General features: G+C 38.0%; 26 protein-coding genes. 1 reads left to right on the forward strand and 25 read right to left on the reverse strand.

Translation table 11 applies throughout. The features are described 5' to 3' along the window. Window positions 1-32: 32 nt before the first annotated feature. From GS400_RS13600 to GS400_RS13715, 24 genes are all read right to left on the reverse strand, one after another. Window positions 33-1,154, reverse strand: coding sequence for a Nif3-like dinuclear metal center hexameric protein (locus GS400_RS13600; protein WP_160102617.1), 1,122 nt, complete (start codon window positions 1,152-1,154; stop codon window positions 33-35). Continuing rightward, the gene (locus tag GS400_RS13605) at window positions 1,147-1,854 is read right to left on the reverse strand and encodes a tRNA (adenine(22)-N(1))-methyltransferase (protein WP_160102619.1); all 708 of its coding nucleotides are present in this window, start codon (window positions 1,852-1,854) and stop codon (window positions 1,147-1,149) included. Before GS400_RS13605 ends, GS400_RS13600 begins: the two co-directional genes overlap by 8 nt. Before the next feature lie 230 nt (window positions 1,855-2,084). After that, window positions 2,085-2,456, reverse strand: coding sequence for a cytochrome c550 (cccA, locus tag GS400_RS13610; protein WP_160102621.1), 372 nt, complete (start codon window positions 2,454-2,456; stop codon window positions 2,085-2,087). 105 nt (window positions 2,457-2,561) lie between these two features. After that, window positions 2,562-3,104, reverse strand: coding sequence for a hypothetical protein (locus tag GS400_RS13615; protein ID WP_160102623.1), 543 nt, complete (start codon window positions 3,102-3,104; stop codon window positions 2,562-2,564). Between the two features lie 179 nt (window positions 3,105-3,283). After that, window positions 3,284-4,402, reverse strand: coding sequence for an RNA polymerase sigma factor RpoD (gene rpoD / locus GS400_RS13620; protein ID WP_160102625.1), 1,119 nt, complete (start codon window positions 4,400-4,402; stop codon window positions 3,284-3,286). 36 nt (window positions 4,403-4,438) lie between these two features. Then, on the reverse strand, window positions 4,439-6,274 hold the full coding sequence (gene dnaG / locus GS400_RS13625; protein ID WP_370519690.1) for a DNA primase: 1,836 nt from the start codon (window positions 6,272-6,274) through the stop codon (window positions 4,439-4,441). A 577-nt stretch (window positions 6,275-6,851) separates the two neighbouring features. Then, complete coding sequence (locus GS400_RS13630) at window positions 6,852-7,655, reverse strand: pyruvate, water dikinase regulatory protein (RefSeq protein ID WP_160102627.1); 804 nt, start codon at window positions 7,653-7,655, stop codon at window positions 6,852-6,854. A 25-nt stretch (window positions 7,656-7,680) separates the two neighbouring features. Next, window positions 7,681-8,310: a transcriptional regulator CcpN gene (locus GS400_RS13635; RefSeq protein WP_027448049.1), complete on the reverse strand. Its 630-nt coding sequence runs from the start codon at window positions 8,308-8,310 to the stop codon at window positions 7,681-7,683. Window positions 8,311-8,553: 243 nt separating this feature from the next. Then, entirely contained in the window at window positions 8,554-9,303 is a 750-nt protein-coding gene (gene recO / locus GS400_RS13640; RefSeq protein ID WP_160102629.1) for a DNA repair protein RecO, read from the reverse strand. Window positions 9,304-9,309: 6 nt separating this feature from the next. Then, window positions 9,310-9,468: a YqzL family protein gene (locus GS400_RS13645; protein WP_160102631.1), complete on the reverse strand. Its 159-nt coding sequence runs from the start codon at window positions 9,466-9,468 to the stop codon at window positions 9,310-9,312. A gap of 106 nt (window positions 9,469-9,574) precedes the next feature. Then, window positions 9,575-10,480 carry a GTPase Era gene (gene era / locus GS400_RS13650; protein ID WP_160102633.1) on the reverse strand — a complete coding sequence of 302 codons (906 nt, stop codon included), beginning with the start codon at window positions 10,478-10,480 and terminating at the stop codon, window positions 9,575-9,577. Between the two features lie 431 nt (window positions 10,481-10,911). Continuing rightward, window positions 10,912-11,070: a hypothetical protein gene (locus GS400_RS13655; protein WP_160102635.1), complete on the reverse strand. Its 159-nt coding sequence runs from the start codon at window positions 11,068-11,070 to the stop codon at window positions 10,912-10,914. Between the two features lie 310 nt (window positions 11,071-11,380). Then, window positions 11,381-11,764: a diacylglycerol kinase family protein gene (locus tag GS400_RS13660; RefSeq protein WP_160102637.1), complete on the reverse strand. Its 384-nt coding sequence runs from the start codon at window positions 11,762-11,764 to the stop codon at window positions 11,381-11,383. Beyond that, window positions 11,739-12,206, reverse strand: a complete 468-nt coding sequence (gene ybeY / locus GS400_RS13665) for an rRNA maturation RNase YbeY (RefSeq protein ID WP_160102656.1) — start codon at window positions 12,204-12,206, stop codon at window positions 11,739-11,741. The genes GS400_RS13660 and ybeY overlap by 26 nt, the downstream gene beginning before the upstream one ends. After that, window positions 12,206-14,365 (reverse strand): HD family phosphohydrolase, encoded by a 2,160-nt coding sequence (locus GS400_RS13670; protein WP_236560944.1) that lies wholly within the window; start codon window positions 14,363-14,365, stop codon window positions 12,206-12,208. The genes ybeY and GS400_RS13670 overlap by 1 nt, the downstream gene beginning before the upstream one ends. Before the next feature lie 59 nt (window positions 14,366-14,424). Continuing rightward, window positions 14,425-15,381, reverse strand: a complete 957-nt coding sequence (locus GS400_RS13675) for a PhoH family protein (protein ID WP_160102660.1) — start codon at window positions 15,379-15,381, stop codon at window positions 14,425-14,427. Between the two features lie 3 nt (window positions 15,382-15,384). Then, a complete protein-coding gene (yqfD, locus tag GS400_RS13680; RefSeq protein WP_160102662.1) occupies window positions 15,385-16,572 on the reverse strand; it encodes a sporulation protein YqfD in 1,188 nt (395 codons plus the stop codon). A 15-nt stretch (window positions 16,573-16,587) separates the two neighbouring features. Beyond that, complete coding sequence (yqfC, locus tag GS400_RS13685) at window positions 16,588-16,875, reverse strand: sporulation protein YqfC (protein WP_160102664.1); 288 nt, start codon at window positions 16,873-16,875, stop codon at window positions 16,588-16,590. A gap of 84 nt (window positions 16,876-16,959) precedes the next feature. Continuing rightward, the gene (locus tag GS400_RS13690) at window positions 16,960-17,511 is read right to left on the reverse strand and encodes a hypothetical protein (protein WP_160102666.1); all 552 of its coding nucleotides are present in this window, start codon (window positions 17,509-17,511) and stop codon (window positions 16,960-16,962) included. Between the two features lie 35 nt (window positions 17,512-17,546). Continuing rightward, entirely contained in the window at window positions 17,547-18,536 is a 990-nt protein-coding gene (gene floA, locus GS400_RS13695) for a flotillin-like protein FloA (RefSeq protein ID WP_160102668.1), read from the reverse strand. Between the two features lie 18 nt (window positions 18,537-18,554). After that, on the reverse strand, window positions 18,555-19,886 hold the full coding sequence (locus GS400_RS13700) for an NfeD family protein (RefSeq protein WP_160102670.1): 1,332 nt from the start codon (window positions 19,884-19,886) through the stop codon (window positions 18,555-18,557). Window positions 19,887-20,025: 139 nt separating this feature from the next. Then, window positions 20,026-20,472, reverse strand: a complete 447-nt coding sequence (locus GS400_RS13705; protein WP_160102672.1) for a GatB/YqeY domain-containing protein — start codon at window positions 20,470-20,472, stop codon at window positions 20,026-20,028. Between the two features lie 14 nt (window positions 20,473-20,486). After that, window positions 20,487-20,660, reverse strand: a complete 174-nt coding sequence (rpsU, locus tag GS400_RS13710) for a 30S ribosomal protein S21 (protein ID WP_027447662.1) — start codon at window positions 20,658-20,660, stop codon at window positions 20,487-20,489. A 102-nt stretch (window positions 20,661-20,762) separates the two neighbouring features. After that, window positions 20,763-21,344, reverse strand: a complete 582-nt coding sequence (locus GS400_RS13715; RefSeq protein WP_160102674.1) for a flavin reductase family protein — start codon at window positions 21,342-21,344, stop codon at window positions 20,763-20,765. A gap of 89 nt (window positions 21,345-21,433) precedes the next feature. On the opposite strand from GS400_RS13715, the gene GS400_RS13720 reads away from it, so the two are divergent. Then, entirely contained in the window at window positions 21,434-22,369 is a 936-nt protein-coding gene (locus GS400_RS13720; RefSeq protein WP_370519694.1) for a Na/Pi symporter, read from the forward strand. A gap of 68 nt (window positions 22,370-22,437) precedes the next feature. Here the strand turns inward: GS400_RS13720 and deoC are convergent, their stop codons facing one another. Continuing rightward, window positions 22,438-23,109, reverse strand: a complete 672-nt coding sequence (deoC, locus tag GS400_RS13725) for a deoxyribose-phosphate aldolase (protein WP_160102678.1) — start codon at window positions 23,107-23,109, stop codon at window positions 22,438-22,440. Window positions 23,110-23,163: the final 54 nt, after the last annotated feature.

Here is a 23,163-nt window from a genome sequence, read left to right on the forward strand (position 1 = left end):
CAGAACACACTAAGGTGTTCTGCCTTAACCTTTTACATAAATTGAAAAGGCTCTGTATTCACTTGAGATACCATAAGCTCTGTATCTACACCTTGCTTTTCAAATTCCGCTTGTAGGTAGTCTTTAACTTTTTTCTTCATGACCTTCTCAACATGGTGTCCTGGGTCGATAACATTTAGTCCCATACCTAGTGCATCATGAGCTACGTGGAAATAAAGATCGCCCGTAATGAAAACATCTGCTCCCTTGCGTTTTGCTTGGGAGGTAAATTTGTTTCCATCGCCCCCTAATACAGCAATCGTTTCTACCCTTTTATCAAGATCTCCAACTACTCTTAATGTCGGGACATCTAATGCTTGTTTCACATGTTCCGCTAATTCGCGCAATGTCTTAGGTTCATCGAGTTTAGCTATTCGCCCGGCCCCTTGTTTTTCACCCTTGTTTTCAAGTGGAAATAGATCGTAAGCGACTTCTTCATATGGGTGTGCCTCTTCCATAACTTTTAACACACTAGTTAAAAGAGATTGAGGAACAATCGTTTCCATTTTAACTTCTTCAACTTTCTCGATTTCACCTTGTGTACCGATATAAGGGTTTGTACCATCTAAAGGTTTGAAAGATCCAGTTCCAGGTGTTTGGAAGATACAGTGACTATAATCACCAATGTGACCCGCTCCAGCATCACCTAAGGCGAGTCTCAGTTGATCCTGGTGAGTTTCAGGAACATAGACAGCTAATTTATATAACTTTTCACTTCCCGTTTCTACTAGAATATCTTTCGGTACCACACCAAGAGCTTCACATAAAGCTTCATTTACGCCACCTTTAGCGACATCAAGATTCGTGTGAGCAGCATACACCGTAATATCATGCTTCAAGAGCTTTTGAACGATTCGTCCTTTTTCATGATCAGGATTAACCTGTTTTAAAGGCACATAAAGTAATGGATGGTGTGCTATGATAAGATCCACTTCATTTTCTATGGCTTCATCTACAACGTTTTCTAACACATCTAATGTGACCATGACTTTATTTACTTTTTTATTAAGGGTCCCTACTTGAATTCCGATTGGATCTTTGTCCATCGCTAAATGCTTTGGTGCTAATTGTTCAAACCATTTAATAATTTGCTGTCCGGTTGCAATGTTACTCATGATTTAAGACCTCCTCAATCCATTTAATCTGATTTTGAAATTGTTTTATCTTGTCCTCATCAGGTTGAGTTGCCTGTCTCATTTGTTCTGTTATTTTCACTAATTTATCACGTTCATGCTTCCATTTCTTAATGAATGCAGGATCTTTTTTCTTTAAAAGAAATGGTCCAAAGAACAGTTCCTTTTCTCTTTCATCCGTGTATGGTGCCAATGAATCCCCTTTATCTGCTACGAGTATCTCATAAATATGACCATCTTCTTCAAGAATATCTTCATGAATGAGAACATAGTTATGCTGGATAAACCATTCCCTTAATACTCTAGCATCAATATTGGGTTGCGTAATAATACGCTCTGTTTTCGTAAGTTTATCCTTGCCATCCTCAAGTATATGACGAATTAACTTTCCACCCATACCTGCAATGGTGACTTGTTCTACTTCACCTTGCTCAATGACGTTTAATCCGTCTCCTTTTCGAACTTCAATGCGCTCTTGTAACCCTTGTTCAGTAACTTGATTGACAGCCGCTTGAAAAGGCCCCTCATTTACTTCACCAGCAATAGCACGTGAAGATGAATCATGAATACACACATGACATGGTAGATACGCATGATCAGAGCCAATATCAGCAAATAATGCTGATTCAGGTAAATATGACGCAACTTTTTTCAGTCTTTCAGAAAGTTGTATTTGTTTCAATTGTTATCACCGCTTTTTTATTCTTTCAAACATTACGTTTTTCACTCTTTAAAGAAAGCTTGCCGATTGAAAGCCTATTAAGGAGTAGACAGAGGCTTAGTTGCACTTATAATTCATACTTTCAAAATTTTCACTACGTTGAATTGCCTTCATTGCTAAAATTTTATACTTTCTTAACGTGTAAAAAGAAAAGCCTTCTGAAAGGATCAGAAGGCTTTTCAATCTCTTCATTATTTCTTTTCAGAAAGCCATGTACTTAAGCTTTTAATTTGTTCTGACTTTAACTTACCTTTAAATGCAGGCATCGCAGAACCTTTTCCGTTTTCGATAATCCCTTGAATCTCTTCTTTAGAATATTTCGAACCGAGTGTTTTTAGGCTTGGACCTACTTGACCTGATAAATCAGAACCATGACAACTAGCACAGTTTTGACTATAAATTTTTTCTGGGTCCGTAGTAGCTGCTTCTTCTTCTTTCTCCTCGCCACCATGACCTTCTTTTACTTGATCCATTTGGTTTAAACCAACAAAAGAAATCACAATCATAAGGGTTAGGCCGAGTACAGCAATTAAAGCATATGGCATAACTGGGTTTCTCTTCATGCTAATTTTCCTCCTTATGTAATCCCCTTTTTGCCTATAATTAGGACAAACTATATATATTTTACTTGAAAACGCTACGATAGAAAAGGGGAAAGCGTATGAATCTTAAAAAAAGATATAAAGACACCAAACAATAATGCCTATGAATCCTGATGCAATTAAGTATGTAAGCTTTTGTTTGATACCAAACCCTATCCATAAAAGACAATTTAGTAAAATGACTGCGTGATTGAACCACGATTGATTTGCCCACTCACTTGAGAGATAGGAAGTATATAAAAATAGGATTAATAAAAAAACAATGATCGCTACATGTACTTGTATTGAGTTTTTCCTATAGAAAAACCAAATATTCAGTAATGAAAAACCTAGAAAAAATAATATTAAGCCAGTTTGCATTGGCATGGATAATTCAGTAAAATGGATGACAAGAAACGATAAAGGCAAAAGAGATAAAAGTAATAAAACATATATAAAGCTCCCTACATCTTTAAAGGGAAAGTGCTTTTGTTTTGGTTCATCTTCAGAATCATCGTTTCCTTCAGTATATAATGCTAACAAAAAATCACAGTATTCTTTAGGCAATAATTGATGTTCTTTCCAGTACTTAATTTCATCAATAATGATTGTTTTCCGCTCATGCGCCATTGGTTTCACTCCGTAGGAATTTGATCAAGTCTTGCATATTAGCAAGTATAATTAAGCGCATTCATACTGGTTATTACGCTTTATTCCTAATTATGGACTATGTCATATCCCAGCCATTAAAATAGTAAAATGCACAGCCATAAAGTGCCATCAACACTAAATGACTGAGCATTTCATTTCTATTCTAAGAAGTCTTTTAGACGTTTGCTACGACTAGGGTGACGTAATTTGCGAAGAGCTTTCGCTTCAATTTGACGGATACGTTCACGAGTAACACCAAATACTTTACCAACTTCTTTAAGTGTACGTGTACGACCATCATCTAGTCCAAAACGAAGACGTAGAACATTTTCTTCACGGTCTGTTAATGTGTCTAGTACGTCCTCTAACTGTTCTTTTAACAACTCATAAGCTGCATGGTCTGAAGGGGATGTCGCTTCTTGGTCTTCGATGAAATCACCTAAATGAGAGTCATCTTCTTCACCAATTGGAGTTTCTAATGAAACGGGTTCTTGAGCAATTTTCAAGATTTCTCGAACTTTATCTGGTGTTAGGTCCATGTCTTCAGCAATTTCTTCAGGAATTGGTTCACGACCAAGATCTTGAAGAAGTTGACGTTGCACCCGAATTAATTTATTGATCGTTTCAACCATGTGTACAGGTATACGGATTGTTCTTGCTTGGTCAGCAATAGCACGGGTGATTGCCTGACGGATCCACCACGTAGCATACGTACTAAACTTATACCCTTTACGATAATCAAACTTTTCAACAGCTTTAATTAATCCCATGTTTCCTTCTTGAATTAAGTCAAGGAAAAGCATGCCGCGACCTACATAACGTTTTGCAATACTTACTACTAAACGTAAGTTTGCTTCAGCTAAACGACGCTTCGCTTCTTCATCACCGTTTTCAATGCGTTGCGCAAGGTTAATCTCTTCTTCAGCTGACAGAAGGTCTACACGCCCAATTTCTTTAAGGTACATACGAACAGGGTCATTAATTTTCACCCCTGGCGGTACACTTAAATCATTCAGATCGAATTCCTCTTCTTTGTTGAGTTGTTGAATGCTTGGATCCTCATTTGAATCTCCAATCACTTCTACACCTTGATCATTTAAATACTCATAGAACTCATCCATTGTCTCTGAATCCAATTCAAAATTGGATAAACGCTCAGCCACTTCTTCATAAGCTAATATTCCACGCTTTTTCCCTAATTCAAGCACCTGTTCCTTTGCCTGTTCTAGGGTTAGCTCATTCTCAGTTGATTTTTGACTTGATGGCTTCTCTGCCATGAGTCCCCCTCCTTCCAAACTTCCTTCAATACAACATTAATTTGATTTCAAGCTTTGCTTGAGCTTCAAGATCTCCATCGCAATTTGAGCCGCTTTAACTGGATCATTTTGACGTTCAGCTTCTTTTTGTTGCTTTTGTAGTGAAGTGATGTTCTCTTTTTCATTTTTCTTGGCGGAAATAACTCGGATGTAATCTTGAATTTCTTGATCGCTTATATCGGGTTGTAGCTTCATCATTGCAATTTCAGTCACTAGACTCTTCATATTTGGATCAGGTAGTTGCTCTATAAACTGACCAGGGTTTGGGGAGTATCCCTCTTCATAGTAAGCATATAAATACGTTACTATGACCTGATGTTCATTTAAATTAAACGCACCACCGATTGTATCTTGAACTTTATCTGCAATCGCAGCATCTTGCATCATATAGTAAATCAGATGCCTTTCTGCATTATGATAAGCCGGCAATAATTTCGCATCTTGCTTCTTCTCTACTTTATAATTAGTATAGCTAGTCGAAGCATTATTATCCTTCTCACGGCCTTGCTTTTTTCTGCGATCTGTGATTTCCTTTTCTAAAACCTCTAAAGAAAGATCATGATCTGATGCCAAATCTCGTAAATAATAGTCACGTTCAACCGGTTTATCGACTTTCGCTATCTCATCTAATACCTTTTCGATATAGCGAATCCGATCTCCTTCATGTTGTAGGTTAAACCCGCGCCTCAAATACTTTATGATAAAGCCCATATAAGTAGCACTTGAATCTAAAACATGATTCCGAAATGCTTCACTACCATGTGTGTGAATATACTCATCGGGGTCTTTTCCTTCAGGTATGTTAGCGACGCGAACATCACAACCGGCTTTATGAAGTAAATTGGCAGCCTTATAGGAGGCTTCTATCCCAGCATTGTCCGAGTCATAACAAATAATAACTTTTTCGACATATCTTCGAATAAGTTTTGCCTGTGCATCAGTAATTGCTGTGCCAAGTGTTGCAATGCCATTTTTAATCCCAGCTTGGTAAGCCGATATAACATCCATTTGCCCCTCAAATAGAACAACTTCTCCTTGTTTTCTAATTTCTGATCGCGCTAAGTCGAAGTTAAAGAGCAATTTACCTTTGTGAAAAAGCTCTGTTTCAGGGCTGTTTAAATATTTAGGGTCATTGCCGTGTACACTGCGCCCGGCAAACCCAACTGTTTTTCCTTGATGGTTTCGGATTGGGAAAATAATACGACCTCTAAACCGATCGCCATACTCTCCATTATCCTCGTTATAAGATAACAATCCGCCTCGTACCATCGTTTGAGGGTGGAATCCTTTGTTCTGTAGAAACTTTAAGGTAAAGTCCTTTGCATTTGGAGCATACCCTAATTGAAATGTATCAATCGTTTCCTGGGTCAACTCTCGCTCTTGTAGATACTCATAACCATCTTTACCTTCTTTTGTATGTCGAAGTAAATGATGGTACAATTTAGTCAACCACTCATGAGCTTCATAGAGATTTTGAATCTCTTGATTTTGACCACTAGCTTCATTCCCATCCTCATTAGTTGCTTGGGGAATTTGATGCCCACTCTTTTCAGCAAGCATTTGAACAGCCTCTTGAAATGATACACCTTCTATTTCTCGAACAAAAGTGAGAACATTCCCGCCCTTTCCGCATCCAAAGCAATGAAAAATTTGCTTATCTGGAGAAACGGAAAACGAAGGAGTTTTCTCACCATGGAATGGACAAAGACCGAAATAATTCCGACTCTTCTTTTTTAACTGTACATATTCTCCAACGACATCAACAATATCATTTGATGTACGGATTTCTTCTACAACATTCTCTGGAATGCGGTTTGACATGTCTATCACCATGTTTAATGAGTATTCTAGAAAGACGCTTAAATCCCTTCAACCTTCGACAAGTTTTTTCAATTCTGATGAATTTTCGTCTTGAAAGTAAAAAGAGTTCTTTATTCTATACCATTCAACCTTGTCCTTTCTTACATTCACCCCTTTTATAGATAATTCCTCTCGAAATCCATTCGTAAACCCTCTCATTATAAAAGGTTATCTACTCTGGGGCTTTTTTTAATAGAACTCACTTTAACTAAATGAAAAAGCTTGGCCAAATGACAAATGGTGTAGAATTTTGTTCTTCTGTATTGTCATATATTCGACATCCCAGGTCAGAATCCTTCCTTCCCATATAAGTTTAAACTTTCTGAAAAGTATCCGATCTGATAGAAAAGAAGTAAACGCCTTCGTCACTACCCTTGGGAGCATATGCGTATCCCTAGGAACATTTTTTCACAAAATATAATTATAATACAATAAACTTTGAAAAGCTATAGATTTTTTCTGAGAAATTGTGACAATCAGACGAAAAGAACAAGCATTTTCTTATCATAAAACGGAAAGAGAACACAGGAGAATCTTCCTGTGTTCTCTTTTATCTTTGTTTAATTAAATGCAAAATTGTGTTTGCTGTTTCTTCGACCGCTTTATTCGATACATCAATGACTTTACAATTGATTCGATCCACGACCTGTTCAAAATGATTTAATTCTTGTTCAATGCGTTTCATGTTAGCATATGTAGCCTGATCATCCAAACCAAGTGCTTTGAGTCGCTCTCTTCTAATATCATTTAATTTTTCTGCGGTAATTTCTAACCCAATACATTTAGCCGGATCTACAGTAAATAATTCTTCTGGAGGATCCACCTCAGGAACAATAGGTACATTTGCAACTTTTAACCGTTTGTGAGCTAAGTATTGAGACAGTGGTGTTTTAGATGTTCTGGAAACACCAATTAGAACAATATCTGCTTTTAAAATACCACGTGGATCTCTACCATCATCATATTTCACCGCAAATTCAATGGCTTCAACCCGTTTAAAGTAGTCTTCATCTAACTTATGAACGAGACCAGGCTCTAATTTCGGCTCTGTTTTATATAACTTTTCCATTTCGTCTATCATGGGTCCGATAATATCAATAGCCGGTACATTATGCTCTTTAGCTACTTCTAATAAATACTGTCTAAAATCTCTTTTCACAAGTGTGAAACCAATAAGGGCCCCTTTTTCTTTTGCTTGTAATACAGCATCCTTTAACGTCTGTTTATCTTCTATATAAGGAATGCGTTGGATTTCAAAATGACTATTATTAAATTGACTGATTGAAGCTTTAGCGACTAGTTCTGCTGTTTCTCCAACTGAGTCAGAGACTACATAAACAATCGGCTTTTCCATACTGGTTCTCCTCCTTTAACCTAGCTTATAATCGTTCATCTCTCCCAAGTTCTACAAGCGCTTTTGTTAGATTGGTTTTGGTCAATCTTCCAATCACTTCCCAGCCTTCTTCTGTTTCTCTCACTACTGGAAGTGCATCAATTTGTTTGTCGATTAGAATTTGACCAGCCTCTAACAATAGATCATCCTTATGACAAATTGTAACATTAGGCATTCTTGTCATTATGATGTGTACAGGAATTTCTCGAAGATCTTGGTTCCCGATACTTGCTCGCAATAAATCCTTTCGAGAAAGAACACCGAATAGTAACGAACGATCATTTACTACGAAAAGAGTTCCGACATCTTCTAAAAACATTGTGCAAATGGCATCATATACCGAAACATTTTCATTAACGACAACTGGGATGGATTGATATTCATGTACTTTAATTTTCTTTAGTTTTTCTGTCAATAATTCCGAACCTGTTTTCCCTGTATAAAAATAACCTACACGTGGTCGTGCATCCAAATATCCCGCCATGGTTAAAATAGCTAAGTCTGGACGAAGGGTGGCACGGGTCAAATCAAGACGATCTGCAATATTTTCTCCCGTGATAGGACCATCCTCTTTAACAATCTCAATAATCTGTTCTTGGCGTGATGTTAAATCCATACATTCACCCCCCTGAAATATGTGTCATACTATTTCTAATATTATATCCTATTTTTTTATTCAATTAAAGAAATGCCGGTTAATATTTAATGATTTAAAAGAAAATAAGAAATCCTACCACAAATCAAATGGTAGGATGTTATCAATATTGAGTCAGGAGGCCCGAGCTTTAAAATTTCTTTTTATGTTTTAATCACAATAGAAGTTTACGGAATAACCCTATGCATGTCAAACGATTGCATGTTATGAATCGGTAAGCCAATCCATTTGTTTTAAAAATCTTTTTGACTTTAAAAAGTATCCGCCATATTGTTCGTAATAGAGATCCGTTAGTTGCTTAAGACGATCTTTATTTTCTTGTTTAACAGATATATTGCCAACCCTTGTTACATCAACTTCTAAGCAGATACGCAGCAGTTTAACAAGGTTTTGTTGAAGCATTACAGCATCTTGGTCTAAATGACGACACCTTGAACATAACAAGCCACCTTCTCGAATGGAAAATGAGAATGTGTCTTCTGTTCTTCCACAATTTACACAGTGGTTAAGCTGTGGTGCAAACCCACCTTTTTTAAACATTTTCAGCTCATACATGAGTAGTAAAATATCAAGATCTTTATCTTCATGCATCCAAATAAATGTTTGGAGGAGCTGTTGATACATAAATGGATCTGGTTCGTTTTGTTCAATCAGCTTGTCCGTTATTTCAGCTATGTAAGATGCATAGGCCGTTTTAATCAGGTCTTCACGAATGGTTCTTAGAGATTGCAAAACCTCACCCTGATGTAACGTGCCCATGCTTGAGCCCATTTGCACTAGGTAACTAGCATAAACAAATGGCTGCGAAATCGCAGCCATTCGGCTTTTTGGCTTTTTAGCACCTCTTGCCATCACAGCGATTTTTCCCCGCTCGCGTGTAAACAATGTGACAATTTTATGGGTTTCTCCATAGTCATTTGTCCGAATGACTATCCCTTCAACCTTCTCTAACACTCATGTTCACCTAGCACTTTCGTTAAAATGAGAACTTAATTCTGCAAATTCATCGTCTTGTTCCGATGATGAATCCCCGTCATGTGTTGTTTCAATTTCCTTCATCAATAAATAGGTTTCAATGTTTCCTGTTTGCCTAAACACTTTCCATGTTAAGTCGAGCACAAGAAACCCCACCTTTCTGTTTTTTCAGAATCCAGTTTGAAAAAACTTGCTTGACCTTAGATTGACCGGAAATACTAGAGCTCATGTTATAAAATATTTACCAACATTAATATTCATCTTGGTTGTAGCCAAAGTCTTGAAGCTGCATATCCTTGTTTCTCCAGTCTTTCTGTACTTTTACCCAAAGTTCTAGATAAATCTTCGTACCTAATAATTTTTCAATATCCTTACGTGCCTTTTGACCAATTTCTTTAAGCATTTTCCCTTGTTTCCCGATTATAATGCCTTTTTGACTTGACCTTTCCACAATAATTGTCGCTTGAACGAGCACTTTGTTTTCATCCTCTTGCTCTTTAATTGATTCTACCTTCACAGCAATTGAGTGAGGAATTTCTTCTCGTGTTAAGTGCAATGCTTTTTCACGTATTAATTCACTGATGATAAATCGTTCAGGGTGATCGGTAATATGATCTTCCGGATAATACTGTGGTCCTTCCGGCATCTGATCGACCATAACTTTCATTAAATGGTCCACATTGTTTCCTTCTAGTGCTGAAATAGGAATGATTTCTGCAAAGTCATATTTAGCCCTATATTCATCAATGATTGGTAAGAGTTCATCTGGGTGAACTTCGTCAATTTTGTTCACAATTAGATAGACTGGCTGATTTACTTTTTGAAGCATGTTAATAATAAATTCATCGCCTCGTCCAAATCCTTCTTTTGCGTTAATCATAAATAGGACTAAGTCCACTTCATTTAGGCTTTGTTCAGCCATGTTGACCATGAAATCTCCAAGTTTATGCTTTGGTTTATGGATTCCTGGTGTATCGATGAATACAAGCTGAGCATCTTCACTTGTATAAACACCTTGCACCTTGTTACGTGTCGTTTGAGCTTTATCACTCATGATGGCAATTTTCTGCCCAATCACTCTGTTCATGAATGTGGACTTTCCTACATTCGGTCGTCCGATGATGGATATAAATCCTGATTTAAAGTTTTGGTCCATGTTGTTTCCTCCAAGATTGTTCTGTGTATTGCTTCGATTAAAGACTGCTCGAGCCTATGTTAACAGGAAGCTTTATTATTTCTTCTTATTTTACTACAAAACATGCCTTATTTCATACAATCGACAAAACATGCTGAAATTAGAAGTCAGAAATATCTGAATAACGATTTTTCGACATATAGATAGTATAGTTTATTCCATTAATGCCCCTTATTTGAAGACTTGGAATCGAGATAAATTGAGAGAAGTCCGTTGCTGGAAAAAGAGTAAGGGGTTCATTGAAACGGCGATACTCCTGTGGAAGACCGTCCGAGCCTCCTCATACGCTACGCTCCTTGCGGGGTCTCATCTGCCCTTTCTACCGCGGGAGTTTGCCGTTTCCCTCACCCCTTTGCGTTTATGGAGATTAACGGACCCTAGTTACTTGAGCTCTAAACGTTACGAAAATCGGTTCCGTTATTTTGAACTTTTAAGGCATTTCGAGAGTTATTACGGACATATGGTACCTTATTTATGACAAATTGGGCTTTTTCATGATGATTTGATGCAAATAACGGAATATATGTCCGTAAGATATTCAGAAAAGTCATTTTAAGGTCAAATAACGGAACAATTGTCCGCAAGCATTTCCTCACATTCTCTCTGCGGTTCCGTTAATCACCATTCGGCTAAGGTGGGCTTGGGAACGGGTTAACTCCTCCGGAAAAACGGGCGAGCGAGACCCCGCAAGAAGCGTAGCGGATGAGGAGGCTCGGTCGTTCGTCCGGGGAAAGCAACCCGTTCCCAAGCCCACCGCACTCCACAATAGCAACGGAACCGCCTCTCTATCTAAAACAGTTATTCCAGATAACTGCCATATAACGGAACAATACAAGGGATAAAACAGAAAATCCTCGGGCGTTAAAACCCGAGGAGATTCATGATTTTAGGTAAAAATATAATAGCTCCGATAACAGCAGATGTAATGGCTGCTACCAATACAGATCCAGCTGTAATGTCTTTTATTTGCCCTACAATGGTATGTCGGTCTGGGGATAAAAAGTCCATTATGCGTTCAATAGCAGAATTAATCATTTCAAGAATAAGAACCAACGAAACCACTAAACAAATAGCAATCCATTCATACGGCTTAATATTGAAAAACAAACCCATTAATACTATAAAAAAAGTGGTAATGAGGTGAATCCGAAAGTTTCTTTCCGATTTAATGATCTCTTTAATTCCATTGAATGCAAAGGAAAAACCAATTAGCTTCTTCTTACCCTCTTTTGAGTCCAAAGGCATTTAATATATCCTCTTGTCTTGTAAACATTTTCTTTTCATCTTCTTCATTCAAATGATCATACCCGAGCAGATGTAAAAACCCATGTAGAGCCAAGAAGCTTAATTCACGCTCTAATGAGTGCTGATACTCTTCAGCTTGTTCCTTTGCTTTATCAACGGAAATAATAATATCTCCTAATAATACCGGCATTTCTGCTCCGATAATTTTCATTTCTTCTTCACCTTCTTCTTGCATGGCAAAAGAAATAACATCTGTCGGTTCATCTTTTTGACGGTAATTTCGATTAACAACTTGAATCTCTTTATTATCTACGAATGATACAGACATTTCTGCCTCAGTTTGCACATCCTCTTCTTTCGCAGCAAATTGTAGAACTCGATCAATTAGATCAATGTAATCTTCGCTTACGGAATGGGTTTCATCATGAAAATCAATTTGCATTATTTTGCCTCCTTAACGGGTTCTGTTGCTTCATCAGGGTATTGAATTCTTGAGTGAAAGATCCCTTTTAGCGTCTCACAAATCGCTACATGAATACGTTCGGTATCTTTCAATGTTAAAGGACTGTCCGATAACTGACCATCCAACATACGATCTGTAATGATGGAATGTACCAACTTTTCAATTTCATCAGTTGATGGCTGTTTAAGTGAGCGTACAGCCGCTTCAATCGAATCACATATGCATACGATTGCTGCTTCTTTCGATTGAGGTTTTGGGCCAGGATATCGGAAATCTTCCTCTCTTACATTTGGATTTTGTTCTTTGTCTTTGTAATAAAAATACTTTAATAACGTTGTGCCATGATGCTGTTCTGCGATATCTACAATTTCTTTTGGAAGACGATGCTTTCGTAACATATTCGCACCGATATAAGGGTGCTCTATTATTATTTCCGCACTTTGCTTTGGTTCAATCCTATCATGAGGATTTTTCATACCCATTTGATTTTCAATAAAGAAATGAGGTTTATGTGTTTTTCCTAAATCATGATAATACGCAGCCACACGAGCAAGAAGGCCGTTTGCACCAATTGCTTCACATGCCGCTTCACTTAGGTTTGCAACCATTACAGAATGATGATAGGTGCCTGGTGTTTCCGTTAAGATTTTTCGAAGTAATGGATGATTCGGATTGGCCAAAGTAAGCAGCTTCGTGTCTGACAAAATTCCAAGCCCCGTTTCGAATAATGGAAGTAAACCGAATGTTAAAACAGTTGATAAAAAAGCAGCTATCACTCCATAAAGTAATGGATTCGTAATATCTGTCCAACTAAGCGGTTCATAGGATAATAACATGAATACAATGACAATCAAAACATTTGTAATCATAACACCTACACCAGCTTTAATGATCGCAGCACGGTCTTGTACATTTTGAAGAAATAAGACTGCTGCTAATTGGGTGAAAATAAAATAAAGTCCTGCCTCTACATTTAGCGTTCCCGGTATTTGTTGATTAAAAAACACGGTACCAAATACAGAGAACACAACAGAAAACAATACGGCAATCCTTTCATTAATCAAAAGCTTTAACAAGATAGCACCTGAAGCTAGTGGAACAGCAAAATAGAAGTTGTCCAGTGATGATTGGAATACACTCCCGATTTTCATAAAGCCGAACATCAGTACACAAATCATAAATAACGATACAACTGTTCCTACGTCTAACTTTTGCTTCATATACAACCGATTCATTTCATGGCCAATCACACCTAGTGACAACACAATTAAAATGATCAATCCTATGTAAGGGTAGGTATTGCTCTTACTATCTAAAAGACCTACAAGAGAGAGCTTTTGATAAACTTCCTCTGTTATCCTTTCACCTTGAAGTACAAGCACTTGCCCTTGCTTGATCATTACAGGTTCTACATCATTCGCCACATCCTGTTTAGCTTGATTCGTTTTTTCAAGATCCACAAAAGAGTTTTGAACGATAGCAAAATCAACTATATCATGCAAAGCTTCCTGTAAAGAAGCATCAAAACTTACTAAATCCAATTTCTCTTTAATGTTTTGTTTCGCTTGTGAAACGTTACTTGCTTTTACCCCTTCATTCATCCGTTCTGATATCGCCTTAAGAACTAGATCTTCAGCTACATTTCGCTTTTCTTTTGATAATTGAAGTAGTTGGCTAAATACAGAAGAAGGAACGGAATCAGAAATTTCATCCGATAACAGGTGTTGAAGTAACTCCTCCTTATCTAATTCCCGATCTGCTTCTTTTCCGTCAGACCCAGTTGATACAACTTTTTGATTATTTTTCTCCGCAGCAGATACAGCCCCAAACATTTCTTTAATATAATTAATCCTCTTGGCTGTTATCGATCGATTAACGGAGTATATATCCGCTACAGACTCAATAGCATCTCGTCTTCTTTCGTCAGTCCTTTGCTTGTCCTCAATGCTTATAGGAGACATAATGGTTTCTTTAGCTGTTTCAAATCGTTGTATATCATAGGTCTTGGTTTGGACATTGGAAAAAGCCATAAGAAACATGACCACTCCTAAAAGTAGAAGGGATCCTCCTATGGCTAGCGATTTATTATAGATTAAGCGGTTGACTTTGAAATGATTCCACCATTGACTCTGCATCATGTCACCTCATTCCATCCCAAAAAATATAGAAATAAGACCCTCAATCGGGTCTTACAGTTCTACATTTCTTCGTAAGCGTCAATAACTTTTTGAACAATTGGGTGACGAACTACGTCGGCTTGCTCTAGATAAGAGAAAGCCACTCCCTCTATCTTAGAAAGCTTTTTCTCAGCAACTTTCAGACCAGATGTAACACCTTTAGGTAAGTCTACTTGCGTTATGTCTCCTGTGATAATCATCTTGGAGCCAAAACCAAGTCGTGTAATAAACATCTTTATTTGTTCTGGAGTTGTATTCTGAGCTTCATCTAAAATCACATATGCATCATCAAGAGTACGCCCACGCATATAAGCGAGTGGCGCAATTTCAATCGTTCCTCTTTCAATAAGACGTCCTGTATGCTCAGTACCTAATACATCGTGTAATGCATCGTATAGCGGACGTAAATAAGGGTCTACTTTTTCTTTAAGATCACCTGGTAAAAATCCTAAGCTTTCTCCAGCTTCCACAGCAGGTCTTGTTAGGATGATACGCTTAACATCACCGTTTTTCAGTGCTTGAACAGCCATAACTACAGCTAAGTATGTCTTACCAGTACCGGCAGGACCAATTCCAAATACAAGGTCATGCGTTTTCATGCCTGAAACATAATTACGTTGTCCAAGCGTCTTCACTCGAATTGATTTGCCATTATAATTTTTAGCAATTTCATCCTCAAATAGTGTCTCAAATTCTTCAATTTTATCGTTTTTAGCTAAGTCTATTGCATAAATAACATCACGTTCAGATATTTTAATCCCTCTACGGATAACCTTTAACAATGCATGAAATACTTGCTCAACAAGTAGAACATGGCCTCGATTACCTGATACGCTCACATGCTCGCCTCTTGTAACAATAGAAACTTGCAGTTGGTTTTCAACTTGTTTTAAGTTACGATCACCTGTCCCAAATAAAGCCATTGCTTCATTTGGGTTATCTAATTGTATATCAATTGTTTGTAGGTCTTCTTGCATTCTTCAGTCTCCTTGAGTGATAGGTTGTGTTTTCACAATATTTTCTTCAACTTTAAAGTATAGGATTAATTTAACTTTACCATTCTCTTTCTTCCTGTGCAAAACTTTTTCAGAGATGATGTCAGCGTCTTCATGAAGCTTTCCTCGCAACTCTTTTTTTGCTTGTTCAATCCCTACTTTTACAGCTTCATCTTCTGTTCTTGTCTTCTCAAACACTTCTTTTTCCCATAGTTTTTTTGTTATTAATGATAAAGGAATTTCCCATTTAAACAAATAAAAAGGTTTGTTATAAGTCTCTGTATGAATATTTTTATAATCTGGATTCCCAAAGCCCCATATTGGTACTCCAAATCCTGCTATATTGATCGCATATTGGTTCTTCTTTTCCCCTGTGAGGACATCATAGTTTACAGAAAGCGGAATGGATAGCTGGCTTTTATACCAGGTTTCTGCTATGATTTCCCCTTTTGCTCGAACCGCTTCTTCTTCATCTTCTCTCCCAATAAGGCCTGAAACTAACATATCTCCCTCTTCAACAAAATCATTGACCTTAACAAGAGGTACCCCTTCCTCTACGAACATATCAACTATAACACCTTTTTTACTAGCAATGAGGTGTTGGGCTCCCATTTCAATCTTTTCTTCTACGATCGTTTTTTCGATACCTTGTAAGTGATAGGTTGTCCCATTCTCAGTAATTCCTATCCACAATAATTCCGGTATATCTGTTAGTAGCTTTTGTTGCATCATACTAGGTGTATCAATATTAAATTTCCATGCTCCAAATTGAACACCATATCTATCTAAGTGCTTTTCAATCTTATGCTCAATTTCCGGTGTAACACCATCAATTTGAATACGCCAAACCATATTAGATAAAAGAAAAACCATCATACAGCCTAATAAAAACCCTATTACTAGTGGTTTCTTATTCATTAGTGAACTTATCCAAAACGGTAACCCCATCCGTTTTTCGAAAGATATCTTATAGTCTGTATTACGCCTAGTTTGTTTCAAAAGCGATACATCTTCCAGCTTTATATTGGCCTGACACGTGTGCTCGTCTATCTTTTTAATATCCCAAAGCATAATACCTTTTTCACTACAACGGTTAAAAAAGAACTCGGGGAACTTCCCCTTAACTTTAACCGTTGTGTACCCTGTAAAGAAGACCCCTTGAGTTATTTTCATAATTGCCTCCTAGATCTATGAGTTTTCTTGCAAAAATGTAACCTCTTCAATCGTACCCTCAACTAAAATCTCTTCCGGGAGCATCATCCTGAGGACAAAACCCTTTCCTTTTATAAGGAGCTGCCCTTGATTTAACTTCAGACGAATCTCTTTATCTGAAAATAAAAGTAAGCCCTTATGATTTTCTATGTAAGCATGTATTTGACCAATTGTAGTTATCCTTGGAAGTTCGAGGATGACATCTGTTGGTAAATCTAAATGCTGTGCAAGCCAGTTTCCAAATCGTTGTTGCCATGTTTTCATCCCTCATGCCCCCTCTCACATACATATGTATGAAAAAAGCGCGAAATGTATCACTACATTTCGCGCTTTGCTTTGGAAAATTATTTATTTTGAGCGATAAGGTTTTTGAGATCTAGGTGGACCTAATACTTCAGCCATAATTATGCTTTGGGCTAATTTTTTTTGTGATAGTTTTTGTACCCCGCTCAACTTTACTTTCGGTTTCCCACCATCACCTCTATAAGGCTTTAGTTGGTCACGTTGATACGGAGCATATTGATCTCTTTCATAAGGAGAATCCTCACCTTGTTGATAAGGTGTTTCATCATCTCTCTCATAATAATTATGCCCTTTTTCATCCTTTAATGCATTATGCTTAGAGTCTGATATTTCTCCAGCAGAAGATGGTGTCGTTCTGCTTTGATTATCCTTGTAACGCTCTCGTTGACGCTCAGCATACGTTTGTAAATCTGTTTTCGTTTCCGTCCCAATCTCAACTGAACTTGAATCATTCGATGTGGTTGTATGCCTAGTAGAAGATTGAACTGGTTTTGCTTCAGATCTAGCTTTCTTTTCATCTCGATCTTTCTTAAAATTACTAAAGAGCCAGCCAAGAACAACAGCAATTATGGGTGCTAATGCCAAAAGATCATCCATACCATCGCCCCCTTTCAGAAATATGAGCGATCAACCTACTCTTCTTCTTCGTTTTCGTCACTATTCATTTTCCCGATTACATCACGCATATCTGTATCGGCCTGAATATTCTTTAGGTTGTAATAATCCATAACGCCAATGTTTCCACTTCGTAGAGCTTCTGCCATAGCTTGTGGAACTTCTGCTTCTGCTTCCACAACCTTCGCCTGCATTTCTTGTACACGAGCACGCATTTCTTGTTCTTGGGCAACAGCCATCGCACGACGTTCTTCAGCGCGAGCTTGAGCTATATTTTTATCTGCTTCAGCCTGATCTGTTTGAAGGATCGCGCCAATGTTTTTACCGATATCAATGTCCGCAATATCAATCGATAGAATTTCAAATGCAGTACCCGCATCTAAGCCTCTACCAAGTACATTTTGAGAAATGCGATCTGGGTTTTCTAGTACTTTGTTATGATTTTCTGAACTACCGATTGTACTAACAATCCCTTCACCTACACGTGCAATAACCGTATCTTCTCCAGCACCACCTACAAGGCGGTCAATGTTAGCACGAACGGTGATTCGAGCTTTTGCTTTCACTTCAATTCCATCCATAGCCACACCTGCAATAAAAGGTGTTTCAATCACTTTAGGGTTAACACTCATTTGAACAGCTTCTAATACATCTCGTCCTGCCAAATCAATCGCAGCACCACGTTCAAAGCTCAGTTCAATATTAGCACGATGAGCAGCAATTAATGCATTAACAACACGGTCAACATTACCACCAGCAAGGTAGTGACTCTCTAGCTGGTTTGTTTGGAGATTCAGACCCGCTTTGTGAGCTTTAATTAATGGGTTAATGACACGATTCGGTACAACGCGACGTAAGCGCATCCCTACTAGTGAGAAGATTGAAATACGTACACCTGCTGCTAATGCGCTAATCCATAACATTACTGGAATAAACGTAAACAGTACTGCAACAACAATAATGATGACAGCTATTAATACAATTGGTAATAAATCTTGTGGATTCATTTTTTATTTTCCCCCTTTTTATTCTTCCTTGTCTAATTCTCTAACAACTACGCGAGTTCCTTCAGCTTTTACAATTTTCACTTGAGTTCCACTGGAAATGTATCCGCCTTCACTTACAACATCAATTCTTTCTCCATCAAAAATCCCTGTACCTGATGGGCGAAGAGGCGTTAAGGTTGCCCCTTCTAATCCAATCAGTTCCAAACGACTTTTTGATGAGATGTATCCTTTTTCTGTAGAGATGGAATCACTTAAAATAATGTTCCTAAAAAATCCTCTTTCCAGTCCCATAAAACGGAATAAAAGGACAGATGCGATGATTGATACCATTAATGCGATAGCAATACTCATCGTCATATGACCCATATCATCTGTTGAAAGGAAGAGAGAGCCGATGATTGCTCCTACTCCAATAACCCCTAATATACCGCCTGGGACAAAGATCTCTAAGACGACACAAACGACTCCGATTAGGAAGAAGATGATCACTTCATAACCAGCTAAATCTGCAACCATATGTCCGTAAAAGAACAGTATCAAAGCTGAGAATCCCATTATTCCCGGGATTCCAAAACCTGGAGAATATAGTTCTACTACGAACCCTAAACTTGCTATGGATAACAATATAGGAACTACAACTGGATTCGTTATAAATCGTGCAATATTTTCTGTTAACGTAGCTTGAGTCTCAATCGTTTCAGCATCAGATAGGTCCAACCTTTCAAGAAGCTGTTGTCGGCTATCAACAATGCCTTCAGCATAACCAACTTGCATGGCTTCCTCAGCACCTAAAGTTAAAAACTTACCTTTTCCTGCTCGTAGCTCGGGTAGATCAATTTCTTTATTCGCCATGGCTTCGGCATATATAGGGTCTCGATCATTGGATTTTGCTGCACTTCTCATCGCAGTAATCCAAGCAGATTGAGCTTTCTCACTTGCTGCATTCCCGTCTGAAGTTATGACCCCGGCAGCCCCCATCGATGCATTCGGATCCATATAAATTTGATCTGCATTCATGGAAATATAGGAACCAGCTGATAATGCATCTTTCTTAATATAGGCCGTAGTCGGTATTTCAATAGCTTGGAAGATCTGCGCAATATTTTTAGCAGCCTTAACACTTCCACCAGGTGTGTCTACTTCAAAAATAATATGGTCAGCACCTTGCTTCCGGGCTTCATTCGCACTTCTCTCGAGAAACGATTCAAGGCCTCTTTCAACTTCATTCTCAAGCGGCACAATGAAAACCTTTTTCCCTTCTCCCTCCGCTGCTGAATGCCCAGAAAAGAATATGGGAAAGACTAAACAAACAATTGATAATATCCAAATCAACCGAGCAATCTTTTTCATGGTTTCCCCTCCTTTCATTATTGTGTTAACTCTATTACGAACAGCTCTCCATTTCGTTTCAAAAAAATTTTGATAACGCATTCAAATGAATATGTAAAACATTAAAAAAAGACCGCCCGAAACAGGCGATCTTTTCGCTTTAAGATAAATGTTTTTGGACTAATTGATTTACTTGAGAACCATCTGCTTTGCCTTTTACCTTCGGCATAATGGCGCTCATTACCTGGCCCATTTCCTTCTTAGATGTCGCACCGACTTCCTTAATCGTTTCTTGAACGATCTCGTCTAGCTCATCCTCAGAAAGTTGGTCAGGCATATATGATTGAATCAGTTCAATTTCACGCTCAGATTTTTCTGCAAGATCATCTCGACCAGCATTTTCATATTCTTGGAGGGAATCTTTTCTTTGTTTTAACTCACGAGATAAAACAGCTAATTCTTCTTCCTCTGATAATTCATCCTTACCAAGCTTTATGGCTTCATTTTGGAGAGCGGATTTAACCATGCGAATTGTCGCAAGCTTATCCTTCTCTTTATTCCTCATAGCCTGTTTCATATCTTGGTTTAGACGATCAAGTAATGACATTTACCTTACACCTTCTATCTGCGCTTTCTAGCAGCTTCAGACTTTTTCTTACGTTTAACGCTAGGTTTTTCGTAATGTTCACGTTTACGATATTCAGCAAGTGTACCACTCTTGGATACACTACGCTTGAAGCGACGAAGAGCATCTTCAAGAGACTCGTTTTTACGCACGCGAGTTGAATTTGACATGCTATTTCCCTCCCTCCAAAGCAAAAAGACAGTTTCAAGATTACATGTGAACATTGTCATGACACATGCCTTAGGCAATTATAATACATTCCCTAAATAGATTCAACTTTTTTCTGAATCATCTTCATAAGGTTTTTTATATTGCTTTTGCTTTGCCTGTGCATCTAATGTAACATATGTAGAACGTCCAAGATAGAGTGGAATGTTTAATTTTTCAAAGTTAGGTAATCCATCCTCCTGGAATAGCCCTTCATCTACGCGACATGTCTCTATATCGCCTATTACCCACTCATGGTCACCAGTTGAAACCATATTATTGATCGAGCATTCATACACAATGTAGGCGTTTTCTAAGTAAGGAGCATCTACCGTTTCAGCATCTTTTGATTGAAGATTTGCTATTTCTATTTTATTAACATCCTCTCCACTTACAGAACCGGATAATTGAATAAATTCAGCTAGAGATTCAGGAAGAAAGTTTACCGTGAATTCCTTCTTTTGTTGTAAGCATTTATAAGTGAAACGTTCTCTTCCAATCGCAACTCCATACATTGGAGGGTTGATTGATAAAAATGAATGCCAACCCGCAGCCATAAAATTTGGATTTTCATTCCCATATGTCCCAACTACAGCTACCATTCCAGGATAACTATGCATTTTGACACGATCTATTTTTTGCAGCATTCGATCACTCCTTTTTCAGTATGCATAAGTTCCTTATTAAAAAAATCTTCATGAATTTTCACCTTGTCCATATAGTGTTATAGAGGTGAATGACTTTGGCTGATTTCTTAACTTTGTTTGCTGTATATATAAGTATATTTTTATTTGGGATGACCGTACTCCGAATTGGACTATATCAACTTTCCTACAGGAGTATGAGACAAGCATTACAGCGCTTCACATCAAATCCTTTTAAAGGAATGTTAATGGGCGTAGTCGTGACAGGTGTTTTACAAAGCAGTTCTTGCACAATGGTTTTGACTGTAGGTTTTGTTTCGGTTGGTTTAATTACATTTCGTCAGTCAATTGGAATTATTCTTGGTGCGAATATCGGGACCACTGTTACTGCAGAAATTATGACCTTTTATGAACAAATCCCGTTATGGCCACTATTAATCGTTGGAGCTATTTTCCTTCTTTTCCGTAAACCTATTGTGTTTGGCGCTGGTGCAATTTCTTTTGGGCTAGGTACGGTTTTCGTAGCTTTAAATGGTCTTGAAACATTAGCTGAACCTATCAAAGCGTTTCCCGTGATACAAGAAGCATTGCAGACAACAGATACCTACACAAGTGCAGGCATTCTTTTAGGGACAGGCCTCACAGCGATCATCCAATCGTCTACCGCTACTACTGGTATTGCCATGACTTTTTTAAACGAAAACTTGATTGGCCTTTCATCTGCTATTGCAATTATGCTCGGAGCGAATATCGGGACCTGTATAACAGCCTGGTTTGCCTCAATTGGAAGTAACCGTGAAGCAAAGCTCGTAGCACTTGCACATATTTGGTTAAATGTTTTAGGCGTGGTTGTGTTTGCTCCGTTTGTGCACGAAATGTCGAGCTTAGCTCAATGGCTTACACAAGATCCTCTTAAACAATTAGCGCACATATCTGTTTTATTTAATGTTGTGTCCTCTCTTATTGTATTACCTGTTGTTAAACAATTCACGAATTTTGTCCTTTGGGTTCATCGGAAGAGTGCGTGATTTGTAGGACATTGCACCCGTATAAAAATAAAAAAACCGCCCAGGGCGGTTTTTCTTAATCGTTACTATTAATAATCAGATGTACCTTGACCACCTGATACGATAGCCATACCTGCGCTTGCTCCAATGCGAGTTGCGCCTGCCTCAATTACTGCATCTGCTCCTTCACGGTCGCGAACGCCACCGGAAGCTTTAACGCCCATGTCAGGGCCTACTGTTTTTCTCATAAGAGCAATGTCTTCAACTGTAGCGCCGCCGCCAGAGAAACCAGTTGATGTTTTAACAAAATCAGCTTCTGCTTCTTTTGCAAGTTCACATGCTTTTACTTTTTCATCATCTGTTAGAAGAGATGTTTCGATGATTACTTTTGTAAGAGCTTTGCCTTCTGTTGCACGAACAACAGCTTCAATATCGGATTTTACAGTTTCGTAATCCCCGCTCTTAAGAGCTCCGATGTTAATAACCATGTCTACTTCTGTTGCACCTTGTTCGATAGCTTGCTTTGTTTCGTATGCCTTCGTTTCCATTGTAGTAGCTCCAAGTGGGAAACCGATTACAGTACAAACCTTAACGTCAGTATCTTTAAGACGGTCGTAACAGAAGGATACCCAGTAAGGATTTACACAAACAGAAGCAAAGCCATATTCTTTCGCTTCGTTACAAATTTGTTCAATCTTCTCTTGTGCTGTATCAGGCTTTAATTGTGTATGATCGATCATTTTAGCCATTTTAGTGTCCATTTGAATCTTCCTTTCAAAACGTAGTTGTACGGACCTCTTTTATAATAGCATTCT

Origin of the sequence: Pontibacillus sp. HMF3514 (assembly GCF_009858175.1) — a bacterium.
Taxonomy (GTDB): Bacteria; Bacillota; Bacilli; order Bacillales; family BH030062; genus Pontibacillus.